General features: G+C 41.3%; 13 protein-coding genes and 4 tRNA genes. 4 read left to right on the top strand and 13 right to left on the bottom strand.

Annotated features, from left to right (window positions below; all coding sequences use genetic code 11):
* Positions 1-292 precede the first annotated feature (292 nt).
* The 10 genes from B9T30_RS04330 to tpiA form a co-directional block, all read right to left on the bottom strand.
* On the bottom strand, positions 293-697 hold the full coding sequence (locus B9T30_RS04330) for a ribosome-binding factor A (protein WP_004650018.1): 405 nt from the start codon (positions 695-697) through the stop codon (positions 293-295).
* Positions 697-3,399, bottom strand: a complete 2,703-nt coding sequence (gene infB, locus B9T30_RS04335; protein WP_086183929.1) for a translation initiation factor IF-2 — start codon at positions 3,397-3,399, stop codon at positions 697-699. Before infB ends, B9T30_RS04330 begins: the two co-directional genes overlap by 1 nt.
* 10 nt (positions 3,400-3,409) lie before the next feature.
* A complete protein-coding gene (gene nusA, locus B9T30_RS04340; protein WP_004650020.1) occupies positions 3,410-4,894 on the bottom strand; it encodes a transcription termination factor NusA in 1,485 nt (494 codons plus the stop codon).
* A 39-nt stretch (positions 4,895-4,933) separates the two neighbouring features.
* Positions 4,934-5,458, bottom strand: coding sequence for a ribosome maturation factor RimP (gene rimP, locus B9T30_RS04345; protein ID WP_086183930.1), 525 nt, complete (start codon positions 5,456-5,458; stop codon positions 4,934-4,936).
* Positions 5,459-5,669: 211 nt separating this feature from the next.
* Positions 5,670-5,746, bottom strand: a tRNA-Met gene (locus tag B9T30_RS04350).
* Between the two features lie 91 nt (positions 5,747-5,837).
* Positions 5,838-5,914, bottom strand: a tRNA-Met gene (locus B9T30_RS04355).
* Positions 5,915-5,986: 72 nt separating this feature from the next.
* Positions 5,987-6,063: transfer RNA gene (locus B9T30_RS04360), tRNA-Met, on the bottom strand.
* Between the two features lie 46 nt (positions 6,064-6,109).
* Positions 6,110-6,194, bottom strand: a tRNA-Leu gene (locus tag B9T30_RS04365).
* A 53-nt stretch (positions 6,195-6,247) separates the two neighbouring features.
* Positions 6,248-6,577 (bottom strand): preprotein translocase subunit SecG, encoded by a 330-nt coding sequence (gene secG, locus B9T30_RS04370; RefSeq protein WP_004650022.1) that lies wholly within the window; start codon positions 6,575-6,577, stop codon positions 6,248-6,250.
* A 13-nt stretch (positions 6,578-6,590) separates the two neighbouring features.
* Positions 6,591-7,382 carry a triose-phosphate isomerase gene (gene tpiA / locus B9T30_RS04375; RefSeq protein ID WP_086183931.1) on the bottom strand — a complete coding sequence of 264 codons (792 nt, stop codon included), beginning with the start codon at positions 7,380-7,382 and terminating at the stop codon, positions 6,591-6,593.
* Between the two features lie 280 nt (positions 7,383-7,662).
* On the opposite strand from tpiA, the gene pilB reads away from it, so the two are divergent.
* Genes pilB through coaE form a run of 4 tightly spaced genes read left to right on the top strand, consistent with a single transcriptional unit; the run spans position 7,663 to position 12,096 of the window.
* Complete coding sequence (gene pilB, locus B9T30_RS04380) at positions 7,663-9,375, top strand: type IV-A pilus assembly ATPase PilB (protein WP_086183932.1); 1,713 nt, start codon at positions 7,663-7,665, stop codon at positions 9,373-9,375.
* Positions 9,376-9,404: 29 nt separating this feature from the next.
* Positions 9,405-10,631, top strand: coding sequence for a type II secretion system F family protein (locus B9T30_RS04385; protein WP_086183933.1), 1,227 nt, complete (start codon positions 9,405-9,407; stop codon positions 10,629-10,631).
* Positions 10,631-11,491, top strand: coding sequence for a prepilin peptidase (locus B9T30_RS04390; protein WP_086183934.1), 861 nt, complete (start codon positions 10,631-10,633; stop codon positions 11,489-11,491). Before B9T30_RS04385 ends, B9T30_RS04390 begins: the two co-directional genes overlap by 1 nt.
* 14 nt (positions 11,492-11,505) lie before the next feature.
* Positions 11,506-12,096, top strand: coding sequence for a dephospho-CoA kinase (gene coaE / locus B9T30_RS04395; protein WP_086183935.1), 591 nt, complete (start codon positions 11,506-11,508; stop codon positions 12,094-12,096).
* A gap of 15 nt (positions 12,097-12,111) precedes the next feature.
* Here the strand turns inward: coaE and B9T30_RS04400 are convergent, their stop codons facing one another.
* The 3 genes from B9T30_RS04400 to B9T30_RS04410 form a co-directional block, all read right to left on the bottom strand.
* Positions 12,112-13,029: a DMT family transporter gene (locus tag B9T30_RS04400; protein WP_086183936.1), complete on the bottom strand. Its 918-nt coding sequence runs from the start codon at positions 13,027-13,029 to the stop codon at positions 12,112-12,114.
* A gap of 34 nt (positions 13,030-13,063) precedes the next feature.
* On the bottom strand, positions 13,064-13,813 hold the full coding sequence (gene rlmB, locus B9T30_RS04405; protein WP_086183937.1) for a 23S rRNA (guanosine(2251)-2'-O)-methyltransferase RlmB: 750 nt from the start codon (positions 13,811-13,813) through the stop codon (positions 13,064-13,066).
* Between the two features lie 131 nt (positions 13,814-13,944).
* On the bottom strand, positions 13,945-14,268 hold the full coding sequence (locus B9T30_RS04410) for a pyrimidine/purine nucleoside phosphorylase (RefSeq protein WP_004650032.1): 324 nt from the start codon (positions 14,266-14,268) through the stop codon (positions 13,945-13,947).
* Between the last annotated feature and the right edge of the window lie 420 nt (positions 14,269-14,688).

Here is a 14,688-nt window from a genome sequence, read left to right on the forward strand (position 1 = left end):
TCGCTCAGCATCTACAGCACATGCATTAAAGCAGTGTAAACTTGATCATCTTTAAACAAATTTAATGATTTAATATCAACAAGATTCTGAGCTTCTCGGTCAAGTACTGCACCTTTCTCAACTTTACCCAAAATCATTATTGAATAATTTCGTTGTATACGCTCCATGCTTTAAGCTTGTTTGTGTTGCATAAAATAGGTCTCCTATATTGCAACTTATTTCAGGACAGAACACATCCATAAAAAAAGCCACCCGAAGGTGGCTTTTTTGCATATAACTTACGTTATATTAATTATTCATCATCTTTTTTTGCTTCTTCAGGAGGTAAATCCTTCACTGCTTCAGCAATCAAACCAAACATATAGTTACCATATGCATTGGTTTTATCATAATGAAAACGCAATCTTGGCGTAATACGTGTCTTGATACGACGACCTAATTCGTGACGCAAGAAACCAGAAGCACCATTTAATACTGCTAAAGTTTCTTTATTTGCCGCTTCACTTTGATCATCGCCCAGTTCACGTCCCATTACGGTGACGTAAACTTCTGCATAGCCTAAATCTGCGCTGACTTTCACCGCAGAGATGGTCACTAGACCACCTAAGCGTGGATCTTTCAGTTCTTGACGGATCAATTCTGACAACTCACGTTGTACCGTATCCGCCATTCGCTTAAGACGTTGACTACCCGCCATTAAAGACTCCGTTTAATCAATTGAACATCATAAACTTCGATTTTATCGAGTACTTTGATGTCTTTATAACCTTTCACGGCAAGACCACATTCCATACCAGCACGAACTTCTTCAACCACTTCTTTATAGCGACGAAGAGATTCAAGCTCACCTTGGAATACCACCACGTCATCGCGTAATACGCGAATCGGTTTATTACGGTGTAACATGCCTTCAAGTACCATACAGCCCGCAGCCGCACCAAATTTACTTGAGTGGAACACTTCACGTACTTGAGCTACACCCAGAATCGTTTCACGATGCTCAGGCGCAAGCTTACCGCTCATTGCTGCTTTCACATCATCAATCAATTCATAAATGATGCTGTAGTAACGAATGTCGATACCATCTGCATCGGCTTTTTGACGCGCAGTATTATCAGCACGGACGTTAAAGCCTAGAAGTACAGCTTCAGACGATTCAGCAAGGGTAACGTCAGACTCGGTAATTGCACCCACACCTGAACCAATGACACGAACACGAACTTCATCCGTTGCCAATGCTTGCAAAGCAACAGTCAATGCTTCTAACGTACCACGTACATCAGTTTTCAGCACCACATTGACATAAGGCACATCTTTCTTGCCCATAGATGCCATGATGTTTTCAAGACGCATTGCACTTTGACGCTCAAGACGTTGTTCACGTTCACGTGAAAGACGAGCATCAGCAACTTCACGCGCTTTCTTCTCATCATTTACAACAAGAACTTCATCACCCGCCATTGGTGCTTCAGGAAGACCTAAAATCTCAACTGGGATTGAAGGACCTGCTGATTGAATACGTTTACCGTTTTCATCCACCATCGCACGAACACGACCGTAAGAACCACCAGCAAGAACAAGATCACCGACTTTCAATGTACCGTTTTGTACAAGAATAGAAGCAACAGCACCACGGTCTTTATCAACACGCGCTTCAATTACAACACCTTGTGCAGCACCTTCTTCAGACGCTTTCAATTCAAGAAGTTCAGATTGAATTAAAATAAGGTCGAGAAGATCATCAATACCTTGACCCGAATGTGCAGAAACCATGGCAACAGGAACATCACCGCCCCACTGTTCAGGCACAATTTCTTTAACCGTCAATTCATTTAATACACGATCTGGATCAGCAGATTCTTTGTCCATTTTGTTGATGGCAACAATGATTGGCGTACCCGCAGCACGTGCATGATCAATTGCTTCAGCTGTTTGTGGCATTACACCATCATCAGCTGCAACAACAAGTACCACGATATCAGTCGCTTTCGCACCACGTGAACGCATTGAAGTAAACGCCGCATGTCCCGGTGTATCAAGGAAGGTAATAATCCCTTTCTCAGTTTCAACGTGATAAGCACCGATATGCTGTGTAATACCACCAGCCTCACCCGCTGCTACTTTAGTACGACGGATACGGTCTAGAAGTGATGTCTTACCATGGTCAACGTGGCCCATGATCGTAACAACAGGAGCACGAGTGGTTTGAACGCCACGCGCTTCTTCAGCAGCTTCAAGTAAGTTATCTTCAGCTTGTGTATCCGATACTAGAACTGGATTATGACCCATTTCTTCAACCACGAGCGCTGCAATTTCTTGCTCAATCGCTTGGTTCTGTGTCACAAGCTCACCCATTTTCATGAGTGATTTGATAACTTCACGAACTTTAATCGCCATTTTCGCTGCAAGATCAGCAACAACAATCGTAGAGCCAATTTCAACATCGTAAACTTGCTTTTTAACTGGTTTTTCGAAGCCATGCTTATTCGCTTGGCTGGTTTTCAAACCACGTTTAGGCTGTTTACTGAAGCTTTGCTCTTCCTGACCACGACGTCCACCTTTCTTCGGTGCACGTGTACTGGTGGTATTACCACCACGTTTAATTTCACGGTCTTCTTTCGCAAATGAATCTTCATATGCTTGACCCACAAGGCCAGCAGCAAGTGGAGAATCATCAATCACACGAATCGTTGCAGTGGTATCTTCAGCAGAGTATTTAGACGCCATTTGACGCATCTGCTCAAGCGTACGCTGTTGCCCTTCTTCAGCCGATTTACGACGTGCCGCCTCTTCTACTGCTTTTAATTGTGCAGCCTGAGCTTCACGCGCTTTCTTCTGCTCTGCGGTTTCGGTCACTTTAACCACTTGCTTAACAATTGGTTTGTTCGTCGATTTACGCTTCACCACAACAGCCGCTTTAGGTACTTCTTGCTTCGCTGTTTCTTGCTTAGCTGCAGCACGCATTGCTTCTAAAGCTTTAGAAGCGCCACCTACATTCGGAGCTGTATTTTGTTGCGCTTGATCACGACCTTTAGGCTCAGTCTGTGATTTTTGTTCCGCTTCTGCTTTCGCTAAAGCTTCTGCTTTAATTTGTTCTGGATTTGGCTTAACAAACGTATGCTTTTTACGCACTTCAACGTTAATTGTTTTCGCCTTACCTGAGGTACTTGCCACTTTAGCCGTACTGGTTGTTTTACGTTTCAACGTGATTTTTCCTGCATGCCCATCGTCTTGACCATGAATTTTTTTCAAATGGTTAACGAGGGTATTTTGTTGTTCAGTGGAAATAATATCTTCAGCTTTACGTTGCGGTAAACCTGCGTCACGAACCTGCTCTAGGAGCTTCTCAACTGGACGTGCTACGCTGAGAGCTAACTCTTTAATCGACTTGTCCGTCATATATTTCCTCCTAGTTAAACCATGATTCGCGCGCTTTCATGATGAGTTGACCTGCTTTTTCAGCACCTAAACCTTCAATATCTTCAATATCGTCAGTCGCTTGATCTGCCAAATCATCTACTGTTACCACACCGCGAGCCGCAAGTGCGTACGCGATTTCCTGCGTCATCCCATCCATTGCAACAAGTTCTGCACTTGGATCTTGGATGTTTTCTTGTTGTTTTAATGCATCAGCCAATGTAATTTCTTTTGCACGGCTTTGCAATAATTCAACAATTTCAGCATCTAACTCAATTTCATCAAATGTTTCAGCTGGAACATAAGCAATCTCTTCCAAAGAAGTAAAGCCCATTTCAACCAAAGCCATTGCCAAATCTTCTTCAATATCTAAACGACTTACAAACATGTCTAAATATTGTTGAGCTTCATTTTGTTGACGCGCATAAAACTCTTCTTCGAGCATCATATCCAGTTTATAGCCTGTTAATTCAGATGCTAAACGGACATTTTGACCTTGTGAGCCAATAGCACGAGCCAATTGATCAGTGGCTGCAAAAATGATATCAGCAGTATGTGCATCTTCATCAATCACAATACTCGATACATCAGCAGGCTCTAGAGCACTGGCAATGTACTGTGCTGGATCGTCAGACCACACCACAACATCAATACGCTCACCATTTAACTCTGATTGTACCGCTTGGATACGTGTACCACGCATACCAATACAAGCACCGACAGGATCAATACGATGATCGTTGGTTTTCACAGCAATTTTAGCACGAACACCCGGTTGACGGGCAGCGGCTTTAATTTCAATGATTTCTTCAGAAATTTCAGGAATCTCTTTCTTCATCAATGCCATTAGCATTTCAGGACGCGCACGTGACAACAATAATTGTGCACCACGACCTTCACGGTTCACGCTATATAGAATAGCGTTCATACGTTGTTTAGGACGAAGAATTTCTTTCGGGATCATTTCTTCACGTGAAAGATATGCTTCAGCATTATCACCCAAGTCAATGATAAAGCCATCTTTGGTTTGTTTTTTCACTTCACCGTAGATGAGTTCGCCCACTTTAGATTCGTATGCATCCGCAACTAAAGCACGCTCAGCTTCACGAATTTTTTGCACAATGACTTGTTTCGCAATTTGTGCAGCAATTCGACCAAAATCAATCGATTCAACTTCAAGTTCACGAATATCACCAATAGACCATTGTTCAGGATCTAAATCAGAGATTGCATCCTGACATGCAGGCATTTCATGATCTTCGTCAGCAACAACTTCCCATTGACGGAAAGTACGATAATCACCAGTTTTACGATCAATTTCTACACGTAAACGTGCTTCTTCTGCGTGTGTGCCTTCGTAAAATTTCTTTTTAGTCGCAGCAACTAAAGCTTGTTCAAGTGCTTCAAAAATTGCATCACGACTTACACCTTTTTCGTTACTAACCGTTTCTACTACGGTAAGAATTTCACGAGCCATAAGTCACCTATTCGTTCAGATTCTTATTTATTGAATGAATTAATCTTGGTAGATCAAATTTGATTTGTCGATATTATGACTGTCTATTTCAAGTACGTGTTGATTTTCAACTTCAACTTGAATGATCTCATTCTCAAGATCAACAGCAATCAGTTTTGCTTGAAATTTACGACGGTTTTCTACGGCACTAATCAGACGTAAAGCAATTTGCTTTCCAATATAAGCTGGCATCTGGTGAAGTTGGAAGAATGGACGATCCCAACCCGGTGAAGATACTTCAAGTGAGTATTCGCCAGAAATTGGATCATGTACGTCAAGCGTTGCACCTACTTGCTGGGTTACACGAACACAGTCTTGTACACCAATACCCTGACCTTGTTCAAGCTCACCATCTTCATTCATGACAGGTTGCGTGTTATTTTCGTTCGCTTTATCAATATAGATACGCAATAAAGAACGTTTACCTTGAGGAATAAATTCGATTCCCCAAAGATCTACATTACAAGCTTGCACTGCAGGAGTTATTAGGTCTTGAAGTGCTTGAGTTTTATTTGATAGCTTCATTTACTCTCGTCATTGTTGTGCGATTCAATAGTCGCTGTGACCGGTTCAGACTAACTCAACTATATTAGTAGTGAAACATGACAATTTGACCAATGGATGTCGACACTACACGATAGCCAATAAAAAAGGGCGTAATCGCCCCTGTGTACACAGAAAAACCAAAGTCCACTGTGCAAAAAGGCCCACCATTTTTGTGAGCCTTTTAGAAACTTGGTAGCGGGAGCTGGATTTGAACCAACGACCTTCGGGTTATGAGCCCGACGAGCTACCAGACTGCTCCATCCCGCAACAACGTGCAAAAATTATATACAATTCACTGAACATTTTCAATCAAAAAATCTTCAATGGTTGCTTGATTAAGTTGCACCTTAATCAAAAATGGTAGCGGGAGCTGGATTTGAACCAACGACCTTCGGGTTATGAGCCCGACGAGCTACCAGACTGCTCCATCCCGCATCAACCTGCAAAAATTCAATCACGATTAAAATTTATTTTAAATCGCCTATTTAGTTTGCATCTAAATAGTATTGGTAGCGGGAGCTGGATTTGAACCAACGACCTTCGGGTTATGAGCCCGACGAGCTACCAGACTGCTCCATCCCGCATCAACAGATTTGCTGCACACACCAACTTATGTTCTGGATTACAAGTTGGTGCGGAAGGGGGGACTTGAACCCCCACGCCCGAAAGCACTACCACCTCAAGGTAGCGTGTCTACCAATTCCACCACCACCGCAGCTGTGTCGCATTCTAGTCGGATCATGTCCAAAAAGAAAGAACTAAATCAGGTTATTCGCCTGTTTTCGGTGCAACTGGCGAAGTTTCATTCGAATTCACAGGTGCAGTCGTGGTTGTTTGTACCGATTTTAAACTATAAGCATCGGTGGTTTGTTTTTTGGCAAATACAGCTAGCGTTAAACTGGTGACAAAAAATAGCGCGGTTAAAACTGCAGTCAAACGCGTTAAAAAGTTACCTGAACCGGATGCACCAAATACAGTGGCAGCACCGCCGCCACCAAATGATGCGCCAGCATCTGCACCTTTACCATGTTGTACCAGAATCAATACAATCATTAAAATGGCTAAGATAATATGTACCACCAGCACAAAAGTTTGCATGCTGAACTCCTAATTATTTTGTATTTGCAAAAGCTTGAGCAATTTCATAAAAAGACGCTGCATTTAGAGATGCACCACCCACCAGCGCACCATTAATATCTGGACAGGTCGCCAACTCTACTGCATTTTCGGCTTTAACACTACCGCCATACAGAATAGCCATGCTTGCACCAAACGCTGTGATTTGAGTTAAACCTTCACGAATTTTAGCATGCATCGTTTGAGCATCTTCAGGTGAAGCTGTTTTGCCCGTACCGATTGCCCAAATCGGTTCATATGCAATCACAATCTTTTGCCATTGTTCGGCTTGAACCACCGCAGCAATATCACAGATTTGCTGCAATACCACCTGCTCTGCTTGACCATTTTCACGCTGTTCTAGGCTTTCACCCACACAATAAATAATGGTTAATCCAGCAGTTAAAGCATTTTTAACTTTTTCATTCAGGATTTGCGACGTTTCATTAAAAATTTCACGGCGTTCAGAATGACCAATCAGTACAAAATCAATATGATGATCTTTCAGTAATTCTGCGCTCACTTCACCCGTGTAAGCACCCAATCCCGCTATACGAGAAACATTCTGAGCAACGGTATAAATGGAACGCACTGAACTTGCCAATTCCGCTTGAACACTGGTCAAAGCTAGCATGCTAGGTGCAATACCGATATGACAATTTTCTTCTTTAATTTCATTATTTTGCAATAATTTTTTAAAACCACTTAACAGCTCTTTGGCATCTGCTTGCATTGGGTTCATTTTCCAATTGCCGACAACCCAAGGAGTAATAGCCGAACCCGACATACAGTAACCTATTAAAAACAATTCATTAAACCGCGCACATTCTACACGGAATTCAATCTTTTTTAGATAATTTTCGCATGGCTTTTTTATGCCAAACTTATTTTTCAACATACATCACAACATTCTCAAAAAAAACTTCATCTTGTAAATACGACTGGTTCAAAGTTTTATGTGATATTAAGTAGATGACAGCATTTTAAGATATGGTATTTTTATATAACAAAAGTATAATTTAAAAATACCAATTATAAACAAATTGATTTAGTAGGCATATTAAAGCATGACAGCATTAAAAGGTTCACCTAGATTTACCGGTTTCAATCGACGTTTAGTTGAAGAAGACTTCATTTCTGCTGAAAATATGCAGAATGCAATCTTAAATGCCAAAAAAGCCAATCAAGATATTGTTCCTTTTTTAATTGATCAATTAAAAATTTCGTCCTTAGATATTGCTGAAAAAATCGCTCAAGAATTTGGCGAACCGCTTTTTGATCTCAGCACCTATGATTCTGCACAGATTATCCGTGAAGGCATTGACGAAAAACTGATTACCAAACATCGTATTTTACCGATTTTTAAACGTGGTAACTTACTCTACGTCGCTACCAGCAATCCAACCAATATCGATGCCATGGATGCAATACGCTTCAATAGTAAAATGAATATTGAAGCAATTATTGTTGAACATCCAAAACTAGAAAAACTGATTGAACAAAATTTTGCCGAAGCGGATAGTTTTCAATTTTCTGATGATGATATCGATTTAAATCTAGAACAAGAAGATCTCAGCAATAAAGATGATGATGACAACGAACAACAACAAGATGAAGCCCCAATTGTTAAATACATCAACAAGCTGCTGATTGATGCGATTCGTATGGGTGCTTCCGACTTACATTTTGAACCGTATGAAAAAATGTATCGCGTGCGTTATCGTGTCGATGGTGTCCTACGTCAAATTGCAACCCCACCCTTGCAATTATCCACACGTTTAGCGTCGCGTTTAAAAGTCATGTCCCAAATGGACATTTCTGAAAAACGTTTACCTCAAGATGGACGAATTAAACTTAAACTTTCAAAAAGTAAAGCCATCGACTTCCGTGTCAACTCATTGCCCACCCTCTTTGGTGAAAAACTGGTACTGCGTATTTTAGATCCATCGAGTGCGATGTTGGGGATTGATGCACTTGGTTATGAACCTGCGCAAAAAGAATTGTTTATGCAGGCTTTGGACAAACCTCAAGGCATGCTACTGATTACAGGTCCCACAGGTTCGGGTAAAACGGTTTCTTTATATACCGGCTTAAATATTCTCAACCGTGAAGATACCAATATTTCAACAGCCGAAGATCCCGTCGAAATTAACCTAGAGGGAGTTAATCAGGTCAATGTTAATGCTAAAGTGGGCTTAACCTTCTCTGCTGCCCTCAAATCATTTTTACGCCAAGATCCAGATATTGTGATGGTCGGTGAGATTCGAGATTTAGAAACCGCAGAAATTGCCATTAAAGCCGCACAGACGGGACATATGGTGATGTCCACACTACATACCAACAGTGCGCCTGAAACACTCACGCGCTTAAGAAATATGGGCGTACCTTCCTTTAATATCGCAACCTCTGTAAACTTAGTTATTGCGCAACGTCTAGCTCGACGTTTATGTCCACAATGTAAAATCCCTTCAGATATTCCAGACCTAAGTTTATTGGAAATGGGTTTTAAAGAAGACGATCTAAAACATCCAGATTTTCAAGTTTATCAACCCGTAGGCTGTTCAGAATGTCGTGATGGTTATAAAGGCCGTGTGGGTATTTATGAAGTAATGAAAGTAACACCTGAAATTTCAAAAATTATTATGGAAGATGGTAATGCACTTGAAATTGCAGCAGCATCGGAAAAATCGGGGTTTAATAATTTACGTCGTTCAGGATTAATGAAAGTCATGCAGGGGGTAACTTCTCTTCAAGAAGTTAATCGTGTGACTAGCGAATAGATAAAGTATTTAAAAATAAGGATAAATTCATGGCTGTCAAAAAAGCACAGATGATGCCAACCTTCAGTTATGAAGGAATTGACCGTAAAGGGGCTAAACTTAAGGGCGAATTACCGGCACGTAATATGGCACTGGCGAAAGTGACTTTACGTAAGCAAGGCATTACCATTAAAACCATTCGAGAAAAACGAAAAAATATTCTCGAAGGTTTAATGAAAAAAAAGGTCTCCACACTCGACATCACCATCTTTACTCGTCAGCTCGCAACAATGATGAAAGCAGGTGTACCTTTAGTCCAAAGTTTTGAAATTGTGGCGGAAGGTCTTGAAAACCCCTCTATGCGTGAAGTGGTATTAGGTATTAAAGGGGAGGTTGAAGGCGGTAATACTTTTGCTGGTGCGTTGCGCAAATATCCACAATATTTTGATAATTTATTTTGCTCTCTGGTTGAATCGGGCGAACAGTCTGGTGCATTAGAAACCATGCTGGATCGGGTCGCGATTTATAAAGAAAAAAGTGAACTTTTAAAGCAAAAAATTAAAAAAGCCATGAAATATCCTATGGCTGTTATTGTGGTTGCACTGGTGGTGACCATTATTCTCATGGTCAAAGTCGTTCCTGTGTTCCAAGACTTATTTAGTTCATTTGGTGCAGATTTACCTGCCTTTACCAAAATGGTGGTGAATATGTCGGAATGGATGCAAAAATACTGGTTTATTTTAATTATTGCGATTGGCGCCATTATCGCAGGCTTTATGGAAGCCAAAAAACGTAGTAAAAAATTCCGTGATTTTCTCGATAAAGCAGCGCTTAAAGCGCCTATTTTTGGTGACTTAGTCTATAAGGCGATTATTGCCCGTTATAGTCGCACCTTGGCCACCACTTTTGCTGCCGGTGTGCCACTAATTGATGCCTTAGAATCGACTGCCGGCGCGACCAACAATTGCGTTTATGAAGAAGCGGTGCTTAAAATTCGGGATGATGTGGCAACGGGTCAACAACTGCAATTTGCCATGCGCGTCACCAATAAATTTCCATCAATGGCAGTACAAATGGTGGCCATTGGTGAAGAGTCAGGTGCACTCGACTCAATGCTCGACAAGGTTGCCACCCATTTTGAAAATGAAGTGGATAATGCTGTTGACGGCTTAACCTCGATGATGGAACCACTGATTATGGCTGTCCTTGGCGTACTGGTCGGTGGTCTGGTGATTGCAATGTATCTTCCAATCTTCCAAATGGGTTCTGTGGTGTAATGCAAGAATTTATCTCTTATTTTATGAATAACCCAACCGCACTTTACTGTGCAGTTGGGCTTTTTAGTCTATGCATCGGTAGTTTTCTCAATGTTGTCATCTACCGCACACCAAAGATGATGGAACAAGAATGGCGTACAGATTGCCAATTGTTCTTGCATCCTGAACAAGCAATCATTGATGAATCTAAACTCACCTTAAGCAAACCTGCATCCACCTGCCCCAAATGCCGTAGTGAAATTCGCTGGTATCAAAATATTCCCGTCATCAGTTGGTTAGTATTACGTGGCAAATGTGGTTCTTGTCAAAACCCAATCAGCATACGTTACCCACTGATTGAATTACTGACAGCTCTTGCTTCATTGGTGATCGTCAGTGTATTTGGGCCAACGCTACAAATGCTCTTCGGGCTGCTTTTGACATGGATACTGATCGCGCTAACCTTTATCGATTTTGATACCCAGCTCCTGCCTGACCGTTATACCTTAACTTTAGCCGCATTGGGTTTAGGCGTTAATAGCTATGCTATTTACACCTCGCCTACTTCTGCAATCTGGGGCTATATTATTGGTTTTTTATGCCTTTGGATCGTGTATTACCTGTTTAAAATCATCACAGGTAAAGAAGGCATGGGCTATGGCGATTTCAAGCTACTGGCTGCTTTAGGCGCTTGGATGGGACCTTTAATGCTCCCATTGATCGTACTGCTTTCATCCTTCGTCGGTGCAATTATTGGTCTGATTTTGCTTAAAATACGTAAAGAAAATCAACCTTTTGCCTTCGGCCCTTATATTGCTATTGCTGGTTGGATTGCATTTATTTGGGGTGAACAAATTATGAAAGCATATTTAGGACAATAATTTTAGGTAGCTCTATGACATTTATCTTGGGTTTAACAGGCGGCATTGGCAGTGGAAAATCTGCTGCAAGTACATGGTTTGAAACCCAAGGTATCACCGTTGTTGATGCAGATATCGTGGCACGTGAAGTGGTTGAAAAAGGCCAAGCCGCTTTGCAAAAAATTCATGCCGCTTTTGGTGATTGGGTTTTACTTGAAAATGGTGAACTGAATCGCCGAGCTTTACGCGAGCATATATTTAAAGACCCAAATGCACGTCAAACGCTAGAGCACATTACTCACCCTTCAATCCGTCAGTCCATTATTCATCAACTACAAAGTGCGACAACACCCTATGTCATTTTGGTTTCACCCCTACTTTTTGAAACCAATCAACATAAATTAACTCATCACACCTTATTGATTGATGCGACCGAGGAATTACAAATTCAGCGTGCCAGTCAACGTGATGGTCAATCCATTGAGCAAATTCATAAGATTATTCAGGCACAAATGCCACGCCAACAAAAACAACATTTGGCCGATGATATTGTGCTCAATGATGGTCATCTTGAGCATCTATACCGTCATTTAAAAGTACTGCATCAACGCTATTTAAAACGCTAAAAGAAAAACAGTCGATTAAGACTGTTTTTTTTGTTGATCCAGTTGCTGCTGCAAACTGTCTTTATGCATGATCCAACGCCACGGCTGTAAAGCACCTATTGCCATACCGATCAAACCGCACATCACTGCCCGACTTAAAGGCTCACCCAAAAGGGGAACAGCGAGAATTGCTGCCATAAACGGTGCCAGCGTAACAATACTTCCCGTCTTAAATGCACCGAGTCGTTTAATCGCTTCTACATAGCTTATTGTTGCCACAATCACCACAAACACACCGTGAAAAATCGTTTGCATCAACAAATGGATAGGCTCTGGTTCACTCAAGTTTTTTGGAAGAAAAATCAAATAGATCGGAACATAAATAACCGCAGACCAAATCGCAACACCGGCCATAGAATGCCATGCGGAAAGTTTCCATTGTCTTAATAAAACGGTGAAAACACCCCACCAAATGGCACTTAAGAAAAACAGCAGATCGCCAAAACCAAAGGCTACACCTGTTTCTTGATACATTAAAAAGCTCATTGCACTAATGGCGCTCAGCATAATGACTAAACTGAGCCATGTATGCTTATCGAAGGGCTCTTTAAACAACAAAAATGCAGCCACTGCTGTACACAGCGGAATACAACCATTTAAAAAAATGGCTGCATGTGCTGCGGGTACATAATGAAAGGCACTATAGGACGTCAGGCAATACCCCACACCACCAATCATTGCCAAAAGAAAAGGTTGTTTTTTCCATAGAAAAGCAGTGTCTTTTTTATAGATTAGAATCGGCATTAAAATACAAAAGGCCAAAGCAAAACGTAATGCGGTAATATCCCACGCACTAATCCCCCACTGTGCACTTAAGCGAGAGCTAATGGTGAATCCTCCCCAAATACACATGGTAATGAGGACAAAAACATAACCTTGAGAACGGGGAGACATTGCCAACAACTTTTAAATTTTAAATCAACAAGGATTACACATTACGTTGACGGCACGCTTCATACAAAGCCATACCTGTTGCGACACTGACATTCAAACTCTGTAAATTACCCGCCATTGGGATATAAACCGTTTGGTCACACTGTGACTGCGTAATTGGACGCAAGCCTGTATCTTCAGCGCCCATTACCACACAAATCCCTGTTCCAGTGAAATCAAACTCTTGTACAGGTAAGGCTTTTTCATCCAGCATCGTACCCACCACGCGAACATTAAATTCTTCTTTAATGTTACCTAAAGTACGTGCCAGATTCGTCACTTGAATAAACTTCACTTTTTCTGCACCACCCGCAGCAATTTTACGTGCTGTTGGGGTTAAGCTTGCCGAACGATCCCGTGCAACAATCACTGCTTCGACACCCATAGCCGCTGCTGTACGAATACATGCACCTAAGTTATGTGGATCAGTCACTTGGTCTAAAGCAAGCAATAAAGCTTGAGGATTCTGCTTTAGTAACTCATCCAAATCTTGTTCATTCAGTGTGGGATGCGGACGAACTGCGGCAACCACCCCCTGATGAAAAGGCTGACCCGCCAATTTCTCCAATTTGTCACGACTGGCTTGTTGTACACTAATCCCAAAAGGATCTGCCAAAGCCAAAACGTTTTTCAACCGTTGATCGTCACGACCTTTGAGTGTAAATAATGTCAGTACACGCTCTGGCTCAAGCTCAAGTAATGACTCCACTGAGTGAACGCCATAAAAATATTCGGTTTTTGCCATGAACGGCCTCTAAAATAGATGTATACAATACAAAAAAGAAAAATCCTGCAAAGCTGGCTTTACAGGATTGATGCTCAAATCTAGTTTAACTGATTCAGGCCAAAATTTCTTTGCCTTAATGCGACTTGTACTTAGCCTTCTAAATGGCAGACATAATCGAGTACTTCGTCTGTCTCAATTTTAAAACGGCTATTGCCTGGTACATAAAAAGACTGTCCAGCACGAAATAATTCACTTTCAGTGCGATCTGCGATGTGTACACGACATTCACCTGAAATAATTTCCATACGTTCAGGGACATGGGTTTCAAAAGTCAGTGCTTGTTCCGTTGGTAAAATGACCCCTAAAGTCTTTTTTGTACCATCTTCAAATTGCACAGTATGACTAATACATAGCCCACCGAAATAAACATTCGATTTTTTGATAACAGACACGTGATCAAACTGATTTGACATGCGTATTCTCCAGATAATGCGCATTTATAATTTTTGACCGATGTAGTTTAAAGCTGAGCATTAAACTAATCAATCGATGTTCATAAAGCTAAATTAATATTTTCCAAATAGATACTTTTCTATATCCATATTTAGAAGCTTTTCCATTTGTTAGCGAGAGTCTAAAACAAGCGCAGCAGAAGCACAAATATGTTTTTGTGCATCACCGACTAAAGGCTTAACTGCTGCCTCCAGTCACGATTTTAATCCGCAAAGGAGAGTGAAAAACCGAGCAATCTCGCCCAATACAATCTCGCTCATGACCAATAGTTCTGCCCTATTTTTCATGGTTTAAATATGAGACAAGAAATACCCATTCAAGATTCATCACCACACCATTTTTTCTGCGCTTTACCTTGAATATTCACCATAAAACATCGA

It is taken from the genome of Acinetobacter sp. ANC 4973, assembly GCF_002135275.1.
GTDB classification, from domain to species: Bacteria; Pseudomonadota; Gammaproteobacteria; order Pseudomonadales; family Moraxellaceae; genus Acinetobacter; species Acinetobacter kyonggiensis.